We start from the raw sequence: 16,760 nt of genomic DNA, 5'->3' as shown, positions 1-16,760 counted from the left end.
ATCCCTTCCGCTGTCCGCTGCCTAGGCGGTGTAGTTCGCGGCCTTGCTCAGCACCGCGGCCTTGTCGAAGTTGTTGGCGCCGGAGAGCAGGCTCGGATCCCACAGCTTCTTGAGGTCGACCTCGCCGGTGATCTGCCCGGCCTCCTTGGTGTACGCCTGGGTCTTCGCCCACTCCTCGTCGCTGATCGCGCCCCAGTCGCCGAACTGCTCCGGGTCGCCGCTGGCCGGGGTGGCCGTCTTCAGCCAGGCGGTCAGGCTCTCGGTGTCCGCCTTGAGGCGCTCGTCGGCGGACTTGCCGGCGAGGATCTGCGGGAAGACCTTGTAGCCGATCTTCATGGCGGCCTCGGGGTTCTTCGCCGAGAAGAGCATCGCCTTGTACGCCGCGCGCAGGAACCGCTCGTACGAGTCCTTCTTGGCGTCGAAGTCACGGGCGCCGACGCTGAAGGTCAGCGACCGGATGCCGGAGAACACGTCCGGGTTGGTCAGGTACTTCAGCTCGGTGCCGGCGTTCTCGATGACCGCGTACGCCTGGGTGTAGAGCGCCAGCATGTCGACCTTGCCGTCGTTGAGCGCGGCGGCGGCCTGCGCGCCGACGCCCACCGGCAGCAGCTCGACGTCCTTGGTCGGGTCCAGGCCGGCGGCCTTGACGTAGGCGCGGGCGTACGGGGCCGAGCCGGAGGCCAGGCTGATCACGCCGATCTTCTTGCCGCGCAGGTCGGCGCCGCCGGTGAGCGGGGAGTCCGGCTTCACAGCCATCACCCACGGCCAGTTCTGCACCAGGCCGCCGATCGCCTTGATCGGCACGTTCTTCTCCGCCGCGCCGAGCGCCGAGCCGGCGTCTGCGGGGGTGATGTCGCCGCTGCCGGACGCGACCGCCTGGAGGGCGGCGACCGAGCCGTCGGCGTTGATCGTCTCGACGGTCAGCTTCTCCTCGGCGAAGTAGCCGAGTTCCTTGGCGACCGCGTAGACGGCCACCTCCTCCTTCGGGCCGATCACGGCCGAGGCGATGGCCATGGTCAGCTTCGCCTCCTTGCCCTCGCCGCCGGCGCCGTCGTCGTCGGAGCCGCCGCCGCACGCGGACAGGACCAGCGCGGCGGCCAGCGCCGCCGGGAGCAGAGCCCACTTTCGTTTCATATGCACACACCTCGTCATGAGTCGGGGGAGACCACCTCCGCCGCCGGAGCGGCGGAGGTGGGGGAATCAGGCGTCGCGCTGCTGCGCGACCGTTATCCGTCAGGCGTCGCGCTGCTGCGCGACCAGTGCCAGATCGTTGTAGACGTGCTGCTCGACGATCAGTCCGCCGTCGAGCACGAAGACGTCCGCGTAACGGATGTCCTCGAACGGAGTGCCGTCGAGCCATTCCCCGTACAGCCGCCCGAGCGAGGTCACGGTGACCCGCCCGTCGGCCTCACCCACCAGGTAGCGGTCCCGGTGCTTGCGCACCCACCGGTAGGTTCCGGTCGACGCGGCCGCCATCTCCCGCAGCGACGAGTACTCCCGGCCGCCCGGGAAGACCAACCGCGCCCGCTCCGCGAGAAAGCGCTCCGCTTCGTCGAGTTCGCGGTCCTCGCACAGCTGCAGGTAGCTGTCGATCAGGCCGGGCGCGTCCGGTGTGCTCATCAGCCGGTCTTCTCGCTCAGCGCCGCCTCCCACTGGTCCCGCAGCGGGTGCTCCGCGGGGCCGTGCTCGGTGAGGATGCGCATGAGGCGGGCCAGCAGCTCGTCCCGCTCGCGGTCGAGGACCTTCTGCTCCTCCTCGGTGGAGACGAACCCGTCGACGGCGCCCGCGGTGAGCGCGCCGGAGCGGGTCAGCAGCGCCTCGACGACGCGTACCCGCTGGCGGGTCACGTGCAGCTCGGTGGAGAGCTGCAGCACCAGGTCGAGCAGCTTGCCGACCTTGGGGTCCCCGAAGTAGTCGAACTCGGTGCTCATCACGCCTCCGGCTTGGTCGCGGCCAGTACGGCCCAGGGGAAGTGCCACTCGGGACGGTCGCCCCAGCCCTGCGGCTGGACGCCGTTGCGGCGCTCGTCGAACGGGGTCCACGACACGTCGGTCAGACCGGCCTCGGTGCAGACCTCGATCAGGTCCGAGCCGAACAGGTCGTGGAAGAACGGCTCGTTGTTGCGCTCGGCGTGCTCGTAGACGGTGGCGTCGCGCAGCGGGTCGCCGGTGAGCATGAACTCCAGGAAGCGCAGCGATCCGCCCGGCTTGAGCAGGCGCGCGGCCTCCACGATCGTCTCCCGGATCGCGGTGGCGGGCATCTCGTGCAGCACCATCGTGCCGGTGACCACGTCGCAGCTGTCCGCCTCGATGCCGGTGGCCCGGCCGTCGGCCTGCCGGTAGTCGATCGCGACTCCGGTCGCCTCGGCCTCGGCGTGGGCCAGGCGCAGACCGGGCGCGGCCAGGTCCACGCCGATCACCTGCGCGGTCGGGTACTTGGCGGGCAGCGGGCGGGTGCTCTTGCCGAAACCGCACCCGATGTCGACGATCCGGGTCGCCGCGGGCAGCTCGGGCAGCGCGGTCTGGGCGAACAGCGTGTGGAACTTGTAGCCGTCGTTGTCGCGCAGCATGACGATGCGCGCGCCGAACTCGTACACGTAGGCCGACATGTCGTCGGAGAAGAAGCTGCCGGGCTGGATGTGGATGTCGTAGTCGGTGTACCAGTCGGGCAGTTCCAGGTCGGGGTTCAGCTCCAGCGAGCCCTTCGGCTGCTCGGGCAGCGAGGTGAGCTGGCCGGTCAGCTCCTCGCGGCGGCTGAGCACCGCGTCGCCGGCGACCTTCCACAGCATCTTCTGCTGCACCCGCTCCAGGTGGCTGAACCACGGGTAGAGCGGGAGACCGCGCAGCACCTGACCGGCGTCGGCGACGGTGGTGGCCGACGCCCCGGTGGCGCCGTACTCCTCGCGCAGCGCCGGGTAGACGGTGTCCGCCCAGCGCTTGCGCAGGCCGAGGACGAAGTCCACGGCGGAACGCTCATCCAGGGTGAGGCGCTCCTCGACATCGAACATGCCTTGTCTCCTCTACAGGTGGGGGAGGTCCGGCCCGCGGTGCACCGCGACCGGGGTGGACGGGTCAGTGGGCGTACCGCACGCGTTCGGCGGCCGCGGTGTCGAAGGCGCCGAGGAACGCGCCGGCCATGCGTCCCTCGTAGACGGCCTCGAAGGCGCTGCGGGGAGCGTTCGCGTCGCCGACGACGTGGACACGGGGGCCGTCGGGCAGCGCGTCGAGCTGCCGGTACAACTCGTCCGCGGCCTGCGCCGAGCCGCCGTCGACGACTGTGGTGACGCCTTCGACGATCGTCTCGCCGCCGGCGAGCGGGCCGCCGAGCGCCACCGCGCCGGCGCCCGCCGCACGGGCGGTCCGCATCGGGTGGACCGCGATCCCCAGGTCCGCGAAGCGCTTGAGCAGCGCCAGCCGGGAGTAGGTGGTGATCTTGGCGCTCACCGTGGCGGTGGGGGAGACGAGGTGGACGCGGGCGCCCCGCCGGGCGAACGCCTCCGCCACCGACGCCGCCGACCAGGTGCCCTCGTCGTCGAGCACGACGACGGCGCCGTCCGGCCGGTAGCCGGGGTCGGCCAGGTGGTCGACGGCCTGCCAGATGTCGACCACCGGCGGGCCGCCGGGCAGGTCGCGGCGGGCGGGCCGGGAGCCGGTGGCGAGGACGACGTCCTGGTAGCCGCCGGACAGCACGTCCTCGACGCCGGCGCGGTGGCCGAGCCGCACCGGGATGCCGGCGGCAGCCACGTCGCGGGCCAGGTCGCGGGTGAGCAGACCGAGCCGCTCCCGGCCGGGTACGCGCGCGGCCACCTCGACCTGCCCGCCGAGCCGGTCGCGTGCCTCGACAACTGTCACCCGGTGCCCGGCCCGGTGCGCGGAGAGCGCCGCCTCCAGGCCGGCCGGACCGCCGCCGACGACCAGGACGTCCCGCGCGCCGGACGGTCCGGGCAGCTCCGGCCAGGCGTCGGCCCACTCCCGCTCGGCGCCGACCTCCGGGTTCACCACGCAGGAGATGGGCAGGCTGGTCTCCAGCCGGCCGATGCAGCCCTGGTTGCAGGCCAGGCAGGCGCGTACCTCGTGCTGGCGGCCCTGCTCGGCCTTGCGGACCAGGTGCGGGTCGGCGATGTGCGGGCGGGCGAGGCCGACCAGGTCGGCCTCGCCGGCGGCGACGAGTTCGGCCGCCTCCGGCAGGCTGTCCAGCCGGCACACCGCGAGCACCGGCAGGTCCGGGAACTCCTGCTTGAACAGCGCCGCGTGGTGCCGGAACGGGGCGTGGCCGAAGCTCATGTCCGCCATCTGCGTCGCGAGCGACCAGCTGCCGTGGTACGCGGAGTGGCTCACGTGCACGTAGGCGAGGGGGAACTCGGCGCGCAGCTTCCCGACGATCTCCAGCACCGCGGCCGGGTCGAGGCCGCCGGGCAGGAACTCGTCGGCGCTGACCCGCAGCCCGACGGGCAGCTCGGGTGCGGCGGCGAGAACCGCGGTCAGCACCTCGCGGGTCAGGCGCATCCGGTTGTCGAGGCTGCCGCCGTACGCGTCGTCGCGGGTGTTCGTGTGCGGCGAGAGGAACTGCTGGAGCAGGTGGCCGTGGCCGGCGTGCACCTCCAGGCCGTCGAAGCCGGCCTCGCGCATCCGCCGCGCGGCGGCGGCGAACGCCTCGACGACGACCGCGATGTCCCGGCGTCCCATCGCGTGCGGCACGTGCGAGCCGGCCGCCCACGGCACCGGCGACGAGGACCAGGCGGCGGTACGCGTCGCGTCGCCGTTGGCCTGCCGTCCGGCGTGCATGATCTGGGCGAACATGCGGGCCCCGTGCTCGTGCACGGCCTCGGTCACCGCCGCGTACGCAGGGATCGACGAGTCGTCGAAGCTGCCGAGGCTGATGCTGCGGCCCGCGCTCGTGGGGTGCACACGGATCGCCTCGGTGATGATCAGGCCGGCGCCGCCGCGCGCCCGCTCCGCGTGGTACGCGACGTGGCGGCGGGTGGGCACATTGTTCAGTCCGAAGTTGGTGGTGTGGCCGGGGACGAAGACCCGGTTCCGCAGTGTGAGACGCCCGAGCCGGGTGGGGGAGAGAAGAGCGAGAAGCTTGTCGTCAGGCATGCCTCGGACTTCCTGTTTCGGGCCGCACTCGGCGAGGCCGAGAGCGTTCGGATGAACCGTACGCCGTTCGATTGAGTGGAACGGTAGGGCCGGGTTCACATGCCGTCAACGGGCTACTGATCAGTAACTTAGTTCCCCGTACCGCCTCTGAGCTGCTGTTCCACTAGGCGGAACGCTGACCGATGACGACCGTCGATGCGGCGGTCGATCGTTCGGTTCCCCCTGCTCGGACGACAGTGCCGGCCGCCCATCGCCGGTCGGAGGCCCGTGCCGATCGTTCGGACGGCCGCTCCGGCCCGCGTCGGCGGACGCCCGCCGGCAGCGCCGGCGCGTCCCCGGGTGCCGGGTCCGGACATGCGTCGGCCCGGGTCGTCGCCCGTGCGCGCACGCGTGGTGCGGCTGCCGGCGACGACCCGGGCCGACGTTGTTCAGCAGGTGTGGTGGTGCCCGGACGCCGTCGCGCCGCGCCGGATCTCAGAGGCGGGTGGTCAGCCGGCGTCCGGGCGCAGGTACGGCGTGAGCAGCTCGCGGGCGAGGCCCCTGGCCGCCGGAAGGTCGAGACCGTTCTCGATCATGCGGCTCAGGGCGTAGACGACCGACTGGACGAGCTCCGCCATCCGGTCCGGGTCGCTCGCCCCGTGTTCGGTGAGCGCGGCGCGCAACGGCGCCTCGAGGCTGTCGTGCAGCAGCCGGCTGGAGGTCGCCAGCACCTCGCTGTTGCCCGCCGACGCCAGTGCCCGGGCCAGCGCGTGGTCGCCCCGGGCAACCAGTTGCAGGTTGGCCTCGACGTACGCCAGGATCCTCGCCCCCGGCGTGCGGGCCTCGGCCATCTGCTTCTCGACGAAGGCCGACCACCGGGGGAACGTGTCGGCGACCAGCACGTCGAACATGTCGGTGCGGGACTTGAAGTACGAGTACGCGCTGGAGCGGGCCAGCCCGGCGTGCCGGGCCACGTCGGCCAGGCTCGGAATCTGCTCCGGGTGCTCGGAGAGCAGGGCGCGGGCGGCGTCGAGCAACGCCGCCCGCTGCGCGGCCCGGTGTTCCGCGACGGTAGAGGCTTGGATCTTCGGCACAGCGACCTCCCCGTGTCTCCCGCCGCCCGTGCCCGGTCCGCGTCGCTCCCTGCTCGTCGCGGTCAGCTGCTCGTGGCGAGCTTGCCGTCGATCATCTCGTAGATGGTGTCACAGTATTGCAGCACGTCGTGATCGTGAGTGACCATCACGACGGCCACCGAGCGCTCCCGCGCCTCCTGGGCGAGCAGCTGGACGATGTCGTGGCTGCGGGCCCGGTCCAGCGCCGCCGTCGGCTCGTCCACCAGCAGCACCGACGGCTCGGTCATCAGCGCCCGGGCGATGCCGACGCGCTGGCGCTCGCCGCCGGAGAGCTGGTGCGGCCGGCGGTCGGCCTTACCGGCCAGGCCGACGTGCGCGAGCATCTCCAGCGGGTCGCGTCCGGACCGTTCCCGTCGCCCGCCCAGCCGCAGCGGCAGGCGCAGCTGGTCGGCGGCGGTCAGCGCGGGCAGCAGGTTGCCCGACTGGAACACGAACCCCACGTGCCGGCGGCGCAGCTCGGTGCGCGCCCGGCGGCTGGACACGGTCATGTCGTGCCCGGCCACCGTGACGGTGCCCTGATCGGGGCGGGCCAGCCCGCCGGCCACGGCGAGCAGGCTGGATTTGCCCGCGCCGGACGGTCCGACGATCGCGGCCAGCTCACCGGGCGCGACGGTCAGGTCGACGTCGTCCAGCGCGTGCACGGTCTCCGCGCCGTCGCCGTGCCGCAGGTGGACGCCGCGCATGACCAGGCCGAGGCCGGCTCCAGCGGTGCCCGGCGTCGAGAGGGACGGTGTGGTCCGGCTGCTCATCGGTTGCCTCCCAGGGCGGTCGCCGGGTCGATGGAGGTGAGGCGGACGACGGCGGCTGCCGCGCCGACCAGGCCGAGCACGAGCAGGCCGGCCGCGGCGGCGGCGATGCTCTGCGGGTGCAGCGCGAACGGAACGTTGCCGCCGGAGATCAGCGCGCCGAGGCCGAGGCCGATCCCCATGCCGACGGCGATGGCGAGGGCCAGCAGGATCAGTGCCTGGGTGAGCGCGTCGCGCAGCACCCAGCCGGTCGAGGCGCCCAGCGCCCGCAGCACGGCGACCTCCTGCTTGCGCTGGATCGCCCAGACCGCGAAGAACGCGCCGGCCACGAGCGCCGAGATGGCGTAGAGGAAGCCCTGGATCAACTGGAGCGTGGTCGTCTCGGCGGTGTAGCCGGGCGAGGCGCCGTACGACTCGTCGAGCGTCAGGCTCTCCGTGCCCGCGGCCTTGTCGCCCGCGGCCAGGTCCACCGAGCCGCCGCCGGCCGCGCGGACCGCGACGGCGGTGATCTCCTGGGTCGCCTGCGCCGGCACCTGCGCGCCGGCCGGGGTGCCGGACTTGACCGCCTGCCACGTCGCCAGCGGCACGTACGCCACGTCGACGTGGCCGAAGGTGTCCTGCTGCTCGGTGACGCCGACGACGCGCAGCCGCGTGCCCAGCCGGTCCACAGTCACGGTGTCGCCGACGCGCAGGCCGGCGTCGATGGCGGTGGGGCTCACCACGATCCCGTCCGCCGGGCCGAGCCGGTCGCCCTCGCTGACGGCGGGGGACAGGAACGAGCCGGTCTCGACGCCGAACAGCGCGAGGTCGACCTCGGTTCCCCCGTCGGTCCGCCCGTTGACGAGCGTGTTGCCGAACGGGGTCGCCTCGGCCACGCCCGGCTGGTCGCGCCAGGTGTCCACCGCCGAGGCGTCCACCACGCTGCGCGAGAACGCCGAGTCGTGCTGCACGCCGTGGGCGAAGGCGAACGAGGTGACCGGCAGGTTCTGCAGGCCGGAGACGCCGTCCCGGACCAGCCCGACGGACAGGCCGGACAGCATCACCATCAGCACCGAGATCAGCGCGATCACGGCCCCCATCAGGGCGAATCGCAGCCGCGCGAACCCCAGCTCACGAATGGCCAGGAACATCAGCCGCCACCTCTCAAACTTGTCGACACCATGTCGTCATGTTAACAACGCGGTGTCGGCAAAAAGGGCCGGCGGTGGCTGTCTACCCGACCACACTCCGTGACGGCGCGGGTCGGTCCCCCGGGCGGCGCCCCGTGCCCGGCGTCAGGCGGCGACCGGGCCCGCGGTGGCGCGGCGCGCGCGCCGGCCGAGGGCGGTCACCGCGACGACGATGATCGGGGCGAGCGTGAGGTGGCACGCCGCGAGCGTGATCTTGCTGGTGGTGTCCAGATCCGCGGGCAGCGTCATGGTGGCGATCGTGAGCACCGCGAGCGCCGGGCCGATGATCAGCGCCGCCCGGACCACCCAGGCGAACCGGGACGCCAGCAGGGCGACGGCGGTGAGCCCGAGCGCCAGCGGCAGCGCGCTGAAGCCCGCGACGGTCACCGCGTCGACCTCGACCCGCCGGCCGTCGGCGGTGAACAGGAAGCTGCCACCGGCCGCCCGGCCGATCGCGTACACGATCAGGTTGACGACCACCGCGACGGCGGTGGCGAGCGCGACGACGGCGGTGCGGGACAGGTCAGCCACGGGAGGTCTCCTCTGCGTGCTCTCGGATCAGGTACGCCTCGATGCGGGCGAACGCCCCGGTCCAGACCTCGCCGACGAAGAAGTCGCGCAGCTGCGGGGTCGGGAAGCCGCTCTGCACCACAGTCATCAGCGTGCCGCCGTCCTTCGCCTCGAAGGTGACCTCGATGCGCGTGGTCATGGTCGTGCCGTCCGGGCCGGTACCCGTCGACTCGGTGACCAGCCGGTGCGGGCGGTCGATCTCCAGGAACGTCTGCGTCTCGCGGAACAGCATGTCGGGGGAGGGGCCCCAGACGGCGGTCTGCTTCCCGCCGACCCGCAGGTCGACGTCGATCTCCACGATGCCGGGCTGCTCGTCGAGGATGCCGAACCAGATCTTCTGTTTGCCGGCGTCAGTGTAGGCGTCGAACGCCTCGTCAGGGGTGCCCGGAAGGTGTCGTGTCACTCGCATGTGGAGCGTCATGGTCGTGGTCCTCCGTGGTGAGTGTGAGGTAGGCGTCGAGGCCGTCGAGGCGACGGGCCCAGAGACGTCGGTAGAAGGCGATCCAGGCCATGGCCGAGTCCAGCGGCGCCTCGCTGAGCCGGCACTGCCGGGACCGGCCGACCTTGCGCGTCACCACGAGGCCCGCGTCCTCCAGCGCCCGGACGTGCTTGCGCATGCCGGTGAGGCTCATCCCGGTGGGCTCGGTGAGCTCGCTGATGGTGGCCGGGCCTGCGCCCAGCCGGATCAGGATGTCGCGTCGGGTGGGGTCGGCCAGGCTGGCGAAAACCCGGTCGAGCGTCTCTTGCTGAACCACGAGGTTCACCGTACGACACTGAACCATTCGGTTCAACGTTATGCCGAGGTGTGCATGGCGTACGCGTGAAACGGCCCCGCGACCTCTCGGGTCGCGGGGCCGTCCCCGGCGCCGTGGGAAGAAACGCCGGAGTGTGCGGTGCCGGTCAGGCGAGCGTGCAGGGTGCGCCGTTGAGGCTGAACGAGCCGGGCCGGGCGGTGTTGCCGGTGTGCGTGGCCTGGAAGCCGATGGTGGTCGAGCCGCGAGCCGGGATGACCGCGTTGTACGCGAGGTTGCGCGCGGTCACCTGACCCGAGGCGGGGGAGTAGGAGGCGTTCCAGCCCGAGGTGATGGTCTGGCCGCCGGGCAGCGTGAACGTCAGCGACCAGCCGTTCACCGCGGCCGAACCGGTGTTGCTGATGGTGATGTTCTCGGTCAGCCCGTTGTTCCAGGCGTTCAGCTCGATGCTCACCGAGCAGGCGCCGGTGCCGGGCGGGGGCGTGGTCGGGCCGGGCGGAGGCGTGGTCGGGCCGGGCGGAGGCGTGGTCGGGCCGGGCGGAGGCGTGGTCGGGCCCGGCGGCGGCGTGGTCGGGCCGGGCGTGGTGGTCAGGCCGAAGAACGCCACTGCGGCCGCGGCCATGCCGGCCGAGGGCAGGCTGTGCCCGGCGCCCTGGATGCTGTACGCCTCGACCTGCACGGTGCCGGTGCCGTCGGCGTAGCGCCGCCGGTTCCAGCCGGACTGCGGCGTGTCGGTGGACGTGGGCGTCTGGCTGAGGCCGAACACGTTCGTCCACTGCTCGATCGTCTCCTGGAGCAGCGAGTACGGCACCAGCGTGTCGTTGGTGCCGTGCCACAACTGCACCCGGGCACGGGGACCGGTGTAGCCGGGGTACGCCTGGCGGACCGCGTCACCCCACTGCTGCGGGGTGCGGTTCATGCTCCCGCCGGTGCACTGGCTGGATCCGGGCGGATAGTCGGCGGCGCCGGCGAAGCAGTTGAACGGCACGCCCATGAACGCCGCGCCGGCCTTGAAGACGTCCGGGTAGAGCGCCAGCATGTGGTTGGTCATCATGCCGCCGGACGAGCTGCCGGTGGCGTAGACCCGGTCCGGGTCTGCGCCGTACTGCTGCTGGACGTAGCGGACCATCGAGATGAGCGACACCGGGTCGCTGCCGCCGCCGCGCCGCTTGGCCGCGTCGGACCAGGTGTCGAAGCAGTTGCCGAAGCCGGCCTGCTGGGTCGCGCTGGGGTAGATGACGATGAAGCCGTACCGGTCGGCCAGGCCGGCGAACTCGCTGCCGGAGTAGAAGCCGGGGCCGGAACCGCCGCAGCCGTGCATGGCCACCACAGTGGCCGGCCGGGCCGGGCGGGCGTCCGGGACGTAGACGTGCATGCGCATCCGGCCGGGGTTGTCGCCGAAGCTGGTCACCTCGGTCAGCGACGCCGCGTACGCGGGTTGGACGGCGGGGATCACCAGGCCGGCCGCCGCCAGCGACGCGGCCAGGGCCACCACCATCTTGGCTCTGATTCTCACGGAGACTCCTTCGATCGCCCTGTGCGGGCGGGGTCGGGCGGATGCGCCCCGCGCCGGCGACCCGGGCCGCCGCGGTGTCGCGCCTCACCCACTGACGTGGTTCGCCCGGCCCGGCTCCGTCGTGTGGCACATAGTGTTCCGGCCGGACGGCGAAGTGTCAATCGACACACTCCGATGAGCTGCGGCGGCGTTCGTCTACAGTCGGTGCACCGTCCCTGAGCCGAGCCCGGAGCGCGTGTGGCAAGCCCGTTCGACATCGAGGAGATCTACCCGGACGAGGGACCGGCGCCGCGGCTGCCCCGGCGGCAGGCCGGCACCTCGCCGCAGAGCGTCGCGGTGACGCTCCTGACCGACTACACGCTGCGTACCCGCGCCGCGCTGCCGTCCGCGGCGATCGTCGCGCTGCTCGGCGAGGCCGGCGTGACCAGCGCCGGCGCGCGTACCGCGATCAGCCGGCTGGCCCGCCGCGGTGTGCTGGAGGGCAGCCGGCAGGGCCGCAACAGCTTCTACCGGCTCAGCCGCGCCGCCGCCGCCGACCTGTCCGCCGGCGGGAACTGGATCACCGCCTCCACCGCCGAGACGCAGGCGTGGGACGGATGCTGGACGATCGTCGCCTTCTCGCTGCCGCAGGACCACGGCACGCAGCGCCGGGCGCTGCGCGGCCAGCTGCGCTGGCTGGGCTTCGCGCCGCTCTACGACGGGCTGTGGATCTCGCCGTACGAGCTGGCCGGGCCCGCGTGCGCCCGGCTGGCCCAGCTCGCCCTCGGTGCGGTCACGGTGTTCCGGGGACGGCAGGACGCGCTGGACGCGATCGGCCAGCGCGCCCCCGTGGACGCCTGGGACGTCGACGCGATCAGCGGGCACTACGAGGCGTTCCTGCGGCGGTGGACGCCGCTGGTGTCGCGGCTCGGCTCCGTCGACGGCGCCGCCGCCGTGCGGGCGCGTACCGAGGTGATGGACACGTACCGGCGGTTTCCCACGCTCGACCCGCGGCTGCCACTGGAACTGCTGCCCGCCGGATGGCCGCGCCGGGCGGCCCGGGACCTGTTCGCGGCCGTCTACGACGGCCTGGCCGGGGCCGCCGAAGCCCACGTCCGGGCGGTCGTCGCCCGGTTCGCCGACCCGGTGCCGCCCGGCATCCGGGCGCACACCACCGCCGACATGCTCGCGGGCGTCGGCGAGGAGCGGCCATGCGCGTGACCATCTCCCTCGACGAGCTGCTCGGCGACGAGGTACGGCGCGACCCGTACCCGTTCTACGCCCGGCTGCACGAGGCGGGAGAGGCGGTCGCGCTGCGGCCCGCCGACCCGCACGCGCTCGTCGTGCACGGATATGACGCGGTCAACCGGGTGCTGCGCGACCCCGTCTTCCGGGTGCTCGGCGCCGACTACCTGGACCGGGCCGGGGTGCGCTGGCGCGAGCACCAGGTCATCCGGATCCTCCAGTCGTCGATGCTCAACGCCGCCGAGGGCGACCACCTGCGGGTCCGGCACCTGTTCTCCCAGGCCCTCACCCCGCGCCGGGTCGCCGCGCTGGAGCCGGCCATCGGGCGCATCGCCGACGGCCTGCTCGACGGGCTCGCCGCCGAGGGCGCGGACGGCCGGCCGGTCGACTTCATGGCCCGCTTCGCGCTCCGGCTGCCCAGCGACGTCATCGGCGAGCTGCTGGGCGTGCCGGAGGCGGACCGGGAGTGGTTCCCGTCCCGGGTCCGCGCGTTCGACGCGGTGCTGGAGATCGGCCGCCGGTCCATGCGCGAGGTCCGGGCCGCCAACGTGGCGGCGGCGGAGCTGACCGCGTACTTCACCGACCTGGTCGCCGCGCGCCGGGCGGCGCCGCGCGACGACTTCGTCTCGGCGCTGCTGCGCGGCCTGGACGACGAGCCCGGCCGGCTGAGCGCCGACGAGCTGCTGGCCAACCTCATCATCATGTACAACGCCGGGTTCCGGACCACCGCGAACCTGCTCGGCAACGGGCTGGTGCTGCTCACCGAGCGGCCGGACGCGCGGGACGCGCTGCGCGCCGATCCGTCGCTGGCCGCGTCGTACGTCGAGGAGATCCTGCGGTACGAGCCGCCTGTGCACTTCGCGGTCCGGTACGCCGCCGAGGACACCGAGGTCGCCGGCCTGCCGGTGGCGGCGGGCCGGACGGTGGTGGTGCTGACCGGTGCCGCGAACCGGGATCCGCGCCGCTTCCCCGACCCGGACCGGTTCGACCCGTCCCGCACGGACAACCGGCACCTGGCGTTCAGCGCCGGGCCGCACTACTGCTTCGGGGCGACGCTGGCCCGGACCGAGGGACGGCTGGTCCTGCCCCGCCTGCTGGACCGCTTCCCGGCGCTGGCCGCCGAACCCGGGCCGCGCCGCGCGCTGATGCTGCGCGGGTACGACCGGCTTCCGGTACGGCTGACCGACCGGATATCTTGCCAAACCAATCCGATCGAGTAAGGTCGATGCTACGCGGAGTGTCCGCTCCGCGCCTCACAGGTTCCGTCGAGCAGGTCGAGTGCGCCGCCAGGACACCGTGGAAGGGAAACACCGGGCATGACCGACGAGATCCGCGCGTTCCTCCTCGCCGCACTCACCGAGATGAAGTACGACGTCTCCGACGTCGACGACGACACCGTCTTCGGTCCCGCCGGGCTCGACGTGGACTCCCTCGGCCTGGCCGAGCTGGCGGTACGCGTGGAGGACCGGTTCGGGGTCGCCTTCGACGACGACGAGGCGGAGGACCTCGCCATGATGACCGTCGGCGAGTTCAGCCGGACGGTGGCGGCGCGCATCGCACCGGCCTCGGCGCACTGACCGATGTCGGGGCACGGCACCCGGCCGCGCGGCGTCCCGGCGCCCACGTCGGCGCAGCGGTTCCGGTGAGCGTGCGCGAGCCGGTCACCGTCACCGGGATCGGACTGGTCAGCCCGGTCGGCGCGACCGCCGCCGAGGTGTTCGACGCGGTCTGCGACGGCCGGTCCGGGCTCACCCGGCCCCCGGCCGGCCATCCGCTGCACGGCGTCGTCGACGTCGCCGCGTTCGCCCCGGCGATCGACCCGGCGAGCGTGCTGCCCGGCCCGGAGTCACGCGTCGTGGACCGGTCGATCGTGATGGTGCTGCGCGCCGCCGAGGACGCGCTCGCCGACGCCGGACTGCGGATCGGCCAGGACGTCGATCCGTACCGGGTGGCGGTCGTCGTCTCCGGCGTCGGTGGTCTGTCCACGCTGGAGGAACAGGTGCTCGCCCGCGCCGGGCGGGGCCGGTTCGGGGTCAGCCCGTACATGCTGCCCGGGACGCTGCCGAACATGGGCGCGGCCCGCATCGCGATCAAGTTCGGCATCCACGGCTACACGTCGTCGATCGGCACGGCATGTGCGGCCGGGGCGCAGTCGATCGGGGAGGCGCTGCGCATCCTGCGCGCCGGCGAGGCGGACGTGGTGCTCGCCGGATGCGCCGAGGCGCCGCTGTTCCCGACGTTCGCCGACGCGTTCGGCAACGCCCGCGCGCTGGCCCGCGGCTGGGCCGACCCGGCCGCCGCGAGCCGCCCCTTCGACCGCCGCCGCAACGGGCTCGTCCTCGGCGAGGGCGCCGGGGTGTTCGTCCTGGAACGCGCCGCGCACGCCGCCGCGCGCGGCGCCCACCGGCACGCCGACGTGCTCGGCTGGGGCGCCACGAACGACGCCCACCACCCGACCACGCCGCGCCCCGACGGCGCGGGCGCGGCCCGGTGCATGCGGATGGCCGTCCGCGACGCCGGGCTGGTGCCCGGCGACATCGGGTACGTCAACGCGCACGGCACCAGCACCCGGGCCGGGGACGCCGCCGAGCTGGCCGCGCTCGCCGAGGTGTACGGCGCCGCCCCGCCGCCGCTGAGTTCGACCAAGGGCGTGACCGGGCACATGCTCGGCGTCTCCGGCGTGATCGAGGCGGCAGTCGCGGTCGAGGCGCTGCGTCGCGGCCTGCTGCCGCCCACGCACAATCTGGACGACCCGGAGCGCGACGGCGAGGTCGACCACATCCGCGGGCGGGCACGCGCCACGGCGGTGGGCGCGGTGCTGTCCAACTCGTTCGGCTTCGGCGGGCACAACGTCAGCCTCGTCCTGGCCGGGCCCGCCTGAGCGGCGCGGCCCCCTGCCCGGCCGGGTACCTCAGCGGAGCGTGATCACCGTGGCGGTGTCGTACGCGGCGACGGCGACGGTGAAGTGCGGGCGCAGCATGTCGGCCACGTAGTCGAGGTCGGCGACCAGCGGCACCGGCAGCAGGGCGCGCTGGTCCGGGCCGGTCCGGGTGGCGACCAGTTCGATCCGGTCGGCCTTGAGCAGCCCCCGGGTGAGGAACGCGGGCAGGTCCTCGGGCAGCAGGCACCGCCACATGTCGACGTTGACGATCACGTCCAGCGCGCCGGCCTTGAACTGCTGGAGCACGGTGCCGAGCAGGTGGGAGTTCGTCTCGCCGACCGGCGCGTCGTGGTCGAACGTGTGCGACCCGGCGCCCAGGTCCAGCGCGGACACGCCGTTGCCGACGACCAGCGCCGCGCTCGCCGTCAGCTCCTCGCGCAGCGACGCGGGCAGGACGTCCGGCCGGCCCAGCCCACCGGCCCGGTACGCCTCGATGGCCTGGCCGTAGAGCCGGATCCGGCCCAGGTGCCGGCCGAACGTGTTGAGCCCGTACAGCACCTCGACGTCGTAGCGCAGGTGCTTGCGCAGCAGGTACTTCATGTTGTCCATCGAGGCGAGCCCGTTCGACGTCTTGCGGAAGTGCGGCAGGTGGTAGGAGAGCGCGTCGACGTCCAGCCGGAACAGCTCCGGCGGCGCGCCGTGCAGGTGGAACACCCGGTAGAAGAAGTCGAGGTCCTCGAAGCCCCACTTGACCATCGCCTCGTCGAAGCCGCCGACCCGCCGGAACGACTCGTGGTCCACCGAGGCGTTGTGGGTCAGGCCCAGCACCCAGGGCGCGCTCGGGAAGTCGTCCGTCCGCTGCGGGAGGGCGATGTCCTCCAGCCGCGGGTCGCCACGCTCGGCGTCGAGCATCGCCGGGGCGACCGGTTCGCCCCGGCGCAGCGCGTCCGCGCCGGCCCAGTCCAGGTCGTACCGCTGGCCGAGCAGCACCCCGGGCCGGCCGGCGCGACCGGCGTGGAAGTCGCGGTGCCGCTCCAGCAGCCCGGGATGCGCTACCGTGTCGGCGTCGAGGAACATCAGCGTGTCCGCGCGGGCCCGGGCCGCCGCCGCGTTGCGGTTGGCGCTGCGGCCGCGGTTCCGCTCGCTGCGGACGTAGTCGATCCGCAGCCGGTCCCGGTAGGCGTCCACCACCGGGCCGAGCGCCACGGCCGAGCCGTCGTCGCCGACGATCACCTCGAAGTCGCCGGGCGGCAGCGTCTGCCGGGTCAGCGACCGCAGCGTCGCGTCGAGTGCGGAGCCGTTCTCGTGCGCGGGCACCACCACGCTCAGGCCGGGCCGGTCCACGTCTCGGCCTGCTCAGCGCGGGGTGGAGTTGGCGGTGATGTAGTCGGCCAGGTCGCCGAGCGTGGCCATCCGATCCTCGTCGAGTTCCTCGACGTCGATCTGGATCTCCAGCTCGTCCTCCAGCGACAGCAGCAGCTCCAGGCCGAGCGAGGAGCTGAGGCCGAGGTCGTCCATCAGCTGGGTCTGCTCGGTGACCGGCGCGTCCGGCCGGAGCATGCGGGTCAGCAGGACGGTCAGGCGGTCGACGACCTGGTCACGGGGCGGCGCGTCGGCCGGCGCGTCGTGTTCTAGCATCGGGCGTCCCGCGAGTCGATCATGCGCGTCGGCATGGAGTCATCAGAGCAGGG

At 73.2% G+C, this 16,760-nt stretch carries 18 protein-coding genes; 4 read left to right on the top strand and 14 right to left on the bottom strand.

What is annotated here, in order from left to right; translation table 11 throughout:
- Positions 1-21: 21 nt before the first annotated feature.
- The 12 genes from FB454_RS01840 to FB454_RS01785 form a co-directional block, all read right to left on the bottom strand.
- Positions 22-1,134: an ABC transporter substrate-binding protein gene (locus FB454_RS01840; RefSeq protein ID WP_013286890.1), complete on the bottom strand. Its 1,113-nt coding sequence runs from the start codon at positions 1,132-1,134 to the stop codon at positions 22-24.
- 99 nt (positions 1,135-1,233) lie between these two features.
- Positions 1,234-1,620 carry a nuclear transport factor 2 family protein gene (locus tag FB454_RS01835; RefSeq protein WP_145822344.1) on the bottom strand — a complete coding sequence of 129 codons (387 nt, stop codon included), beginning with the start codon at positions 1,618-1,620 and terminating at the stop codon, positions 1,234-1,236.
- The gene (locus FB454_RS01830) at positions 1,620-1,931 is read right to left on the bottom strand and encodes a hypothetical protein (RefSeq protein ID WP_013286888.1); all 312 of its coding nucleotides are present in this window, start codon (positions 1,929-1,931) and stop codon (positions 1,620-1,622) included. Before FB454_RS01830 ends, FB454_RS01835 begins: the two co-directional genes overlap by 1 nt.
- Entirely contained in the window at positions 1,931-3,007 is a 1,077-nt protein-coding gene (locus FB454_RS01825; RefSeq protein ID WP_013286887.1) for a class I SAM-dependent methyltransferase, read from the bottom strand. Before FB454_RS01825 ends, FB454_RS01830 begins: the two co-directional genes overlap by 1 nt.
- A gap of 64 nt (positions 3,008-3,071) precedes the next feature.
- Positions 3,072-5,099, bottom strand: a complete 2,028-nt coding sequence (locus tag FB454_RS01820) for an oxidoreductase (protein ID WP_013286886.1) — start codon at positions 5,097-5,099, stop codon at positions 3,072-3,074.
- 488 nt (positions 5,100-5,587) lie between these two features.
- Positions 5,588-6,172: a TetR/AcrR family transcriptional regulator gene (locus FB454_RS01815; RefSeq protein ID WP_071094539.1), complete on the bottom strand. Its 585-nt coding sequence runs from the start codon at positions 6,170-6,172 to the stop codon at positions 5,588-5,590.
- Between the two features lie 62 nt (positions 6,173-6,234).
- Positions 6,235-6,960, bottom strand: coding sequence for an ABC transporter ATP-binding protein (locus FB454_RS01810; protein ID WP_013286884.1), 726 nt, complete (start codon positions 6,958-6,960; stop codon positions 6,235-6,237).
- Complete coding sequence (locus FB454_RS01805; RefSeq protein ID WP_013286883.1) at positions 6,957-8,087, bottom strand: ABC transporter permease; 1,131 nt, start codon at positions 8,085-8,087, stop codon at positions 6,957-6,959. The genes FB454_RS01810 and FB454_RS01805 overlap by 4 nt, the downstream gene beginning before the upstream one ends.
- A gap of 144 nt (positions 8,088-8,231) precedes the next feature.
- The gene (locus tag FB454_RS01800; protein ID WP_013476403.1) at positions 8,232-8,657 is read right to left on the bottom strand and encodes a DUF6069 family protein; all 426 of its coding nucleotides are present in this window, start codon (positions 8,655-8,657) and stop codon (positions 8,232-8,234) included.
- Entirely contained in the window at positions 8,650-9,117 is a 468-nt protein-coding gene (locus FB454_RS01795) for an SRPBCC family protein (protein WP_013286881.1), read from the bottom strand. Before FB454_RS01795 ends, FB454_RS01800 begins: the two co-directional genes overlap by 8 nt.
- Entirely contained in the window at positions 9,071-9,451 is a 381-nt protein-coding gene (locus FB454_RS01790) for an ArsR/SmtB family transcription factor (protein ID WP_186461502.1), read from the bottom strand. The genes FB454_RS01795 and FB454_RS01790 overlap by 47 nt, the downstream gene beginning before the upstream one ends.
- Positions 9,452-9,596: 145 nt before the next feature.
- Positions 9,597-10,964, bottom strand: a complete 1,368-nt coding sequence (locus tag FB454_RS01785; RefSeq protein ID WP_186461500.1) for an extracellular catalytic domain type 1 short-chain-length polyhydroxyalkanoate depolymerase — start codon at positions 10,962-10,964, stop codon at positions 9,597-9,599.
- Between the two features lie 237 nt (positions 10,965-11,201).
- Here FB454_RS01785 and FB454_RS01780 point away from each other — a divergent pair, with 237 nt between their 5' ends.
- The 4 genes from FB454_RS01780 (at position 11,202) to FB454_RS01765 (ending at position 15,069) form a co-directional block, all read left to right on the top strand.
- Positions 11,202-12,164, top strand: a complete 963-nt coding sequence (locus FB454_RS01780) for a PaaX family transcriptional regulator (protein ID WP_013286878.1) — start codon at positions 11,202-11,204, stop codon at positions 12,162-12,164.
- Positions 12,155-13,408, top strand: a complete 1,254-nt coding sequence (locus FB454_RS01775; RefSeq protein WP_013286877.1) for a cytochrome P450 — start codon at positions 12,155-12,157, stop codon at positions 13,406-13,408. The genes FB454_RS01780 and FB454_RS01775 overlap by 10 nt, the downstream gene beginning before the upstream one ends.
- A 96-nt stretch (positions 13,409-13,504) precedes the next feature.
- Positions 13,505-13,765: an acyl carrier protein gene (locus tag FB454_RS01770; protein WP_013286876.1), complete on the top strand. Its 261-nt coding sequence runs from the start codon at positions 13,505-13,507 to the stop codon at positions 13,763-13,765.
- Between the two features lie 65 nt (positions 13,766-13,830).
- Positions 13,831-15,069 carry a beta-ketoacyl-[acyl-carrier-protein] synthase family protein gene (locus tag FB454_RS01765; protein ID WP_145822343.1) on the top strand — a complete coding sequence of 413 codons (1,239 nt, stop codon included), beginning with the start codon at positions 13,831-13,833 and terminating at the stop codon, positions 15,067-15,069.
- Positions 15,070-15,099: 30 nt separating this feature from the next.
- Here the strand turns inward: FB454_RS01765 and FB454_RS01760 are convergent, their stop codons facing one another.
- Positions 15,100-16,413: a glycosyltransferase family 2 protein gene (locus FB454_RS01760; RefSeq protein ID WP_145822342.1), complete on the bottom strand. Its 1,314-nt coding sequence runs from the start codon at positions 16,411-16,413 to the stop codon at positions 15,100-15,102.
- A 12-nt stretch (positions 16,414-16,425) separates the two neighbouring features.
- Positions 16,426-16,707, bottom strand: coding sequence for a phosphopantetheine-binding protein (locus tag FB454_RS01755; protein ID WP_030268419.1), 282 nt, complete (start codon positions 16,705-16,707; stop codon positions 16,426-16,428).
- Between the last annotated feature and the right edge of the window lie 53 nt (positions 16,708-16,760).

The organism is Micromonospora sp. CNZ297 (assembly GCF_007827625.1).
Note: the sequence above shows the minus strand (reverse complement) of the source record. Positions and strands in the feature narration are given on the sequence as shown.

Coding starts and splice junctions, on each gene's coding strand:
- FB454_RS01840 (WP_013286890.1), bottom strand. CDS start 1,134: ATGAAACGAAAGTGGGCTCTGCTCCCGGCGGCGCTGGCCGCCGCGCTG.
- FB454_RS01835 (WP_145822344.1), bottom strand. CDS start 1,620: ATGAGCACACCGGACGCGCCCGGCCTGATCGACAGCTACCTGCAGCTG.
- FB454_RS01830 (WP_013286888.1), bottom strand. CDS start 1,931: ATGAGCACCGAGTTCGACTACTTCGGGGACCCCAAGGTCGGCAAGCTG.
- FB454_RS01825 (WP_013286887.1), bottom strand. CDS start 3,007: ATGTTCGATGTCGAGGAGCGCCTCACCCTGGATGAGCGTTCCGCCGTG.
- FB454_RS01820 (WP_013286886.1), bottom strand. CDS start 5,099: ATGCCTGACGACAAGCTTCTCGCTCTTCTCTCCCCCACCCGGCTCGGG.
- FB454_RS01810 (WP_013286884.1), bottom strand. CDS start 6,960: ATGAGCAGCCGGACCACACCGTCCCTCTCGACGCCGGGCACCGCTGGA.
- FB454_RS01805 (WP_013286883.1), bottom strand. CDS start 8,087: ATGTTCCTGGCCATTCGTGAGCTGGGGTTCGCGCGGCTGCGATTCGCC.
- FB454_RS01795 (WP_013286881.1), bottom strand. CDS start 9,117: ATGACGCTCCACATGCGAGTGACACGACACCTTCCGGGCACCCCTGAC.
- FB454_RS01775 (WP_013286877.1), top strand. CDS start 12,155: ATGCGCGTGACCATCTCCCTCGACGAGCTGCTCGGCGACGAGGTACGG.
- FB454_RS01770 (WP_013286876.1), top strand. CDS start 13,505: ATGACCGACGAGATCCGCGCGTTCCTCCTCGCCGCACTCACCGAGATG.
- FB454_RS01755 (WP_030268419.1), bottom strand. CDS start 16,707: ATGCTAGAACACGACGCGCCGGCCGACGCGCCGCCCCGTGACCAGGTC.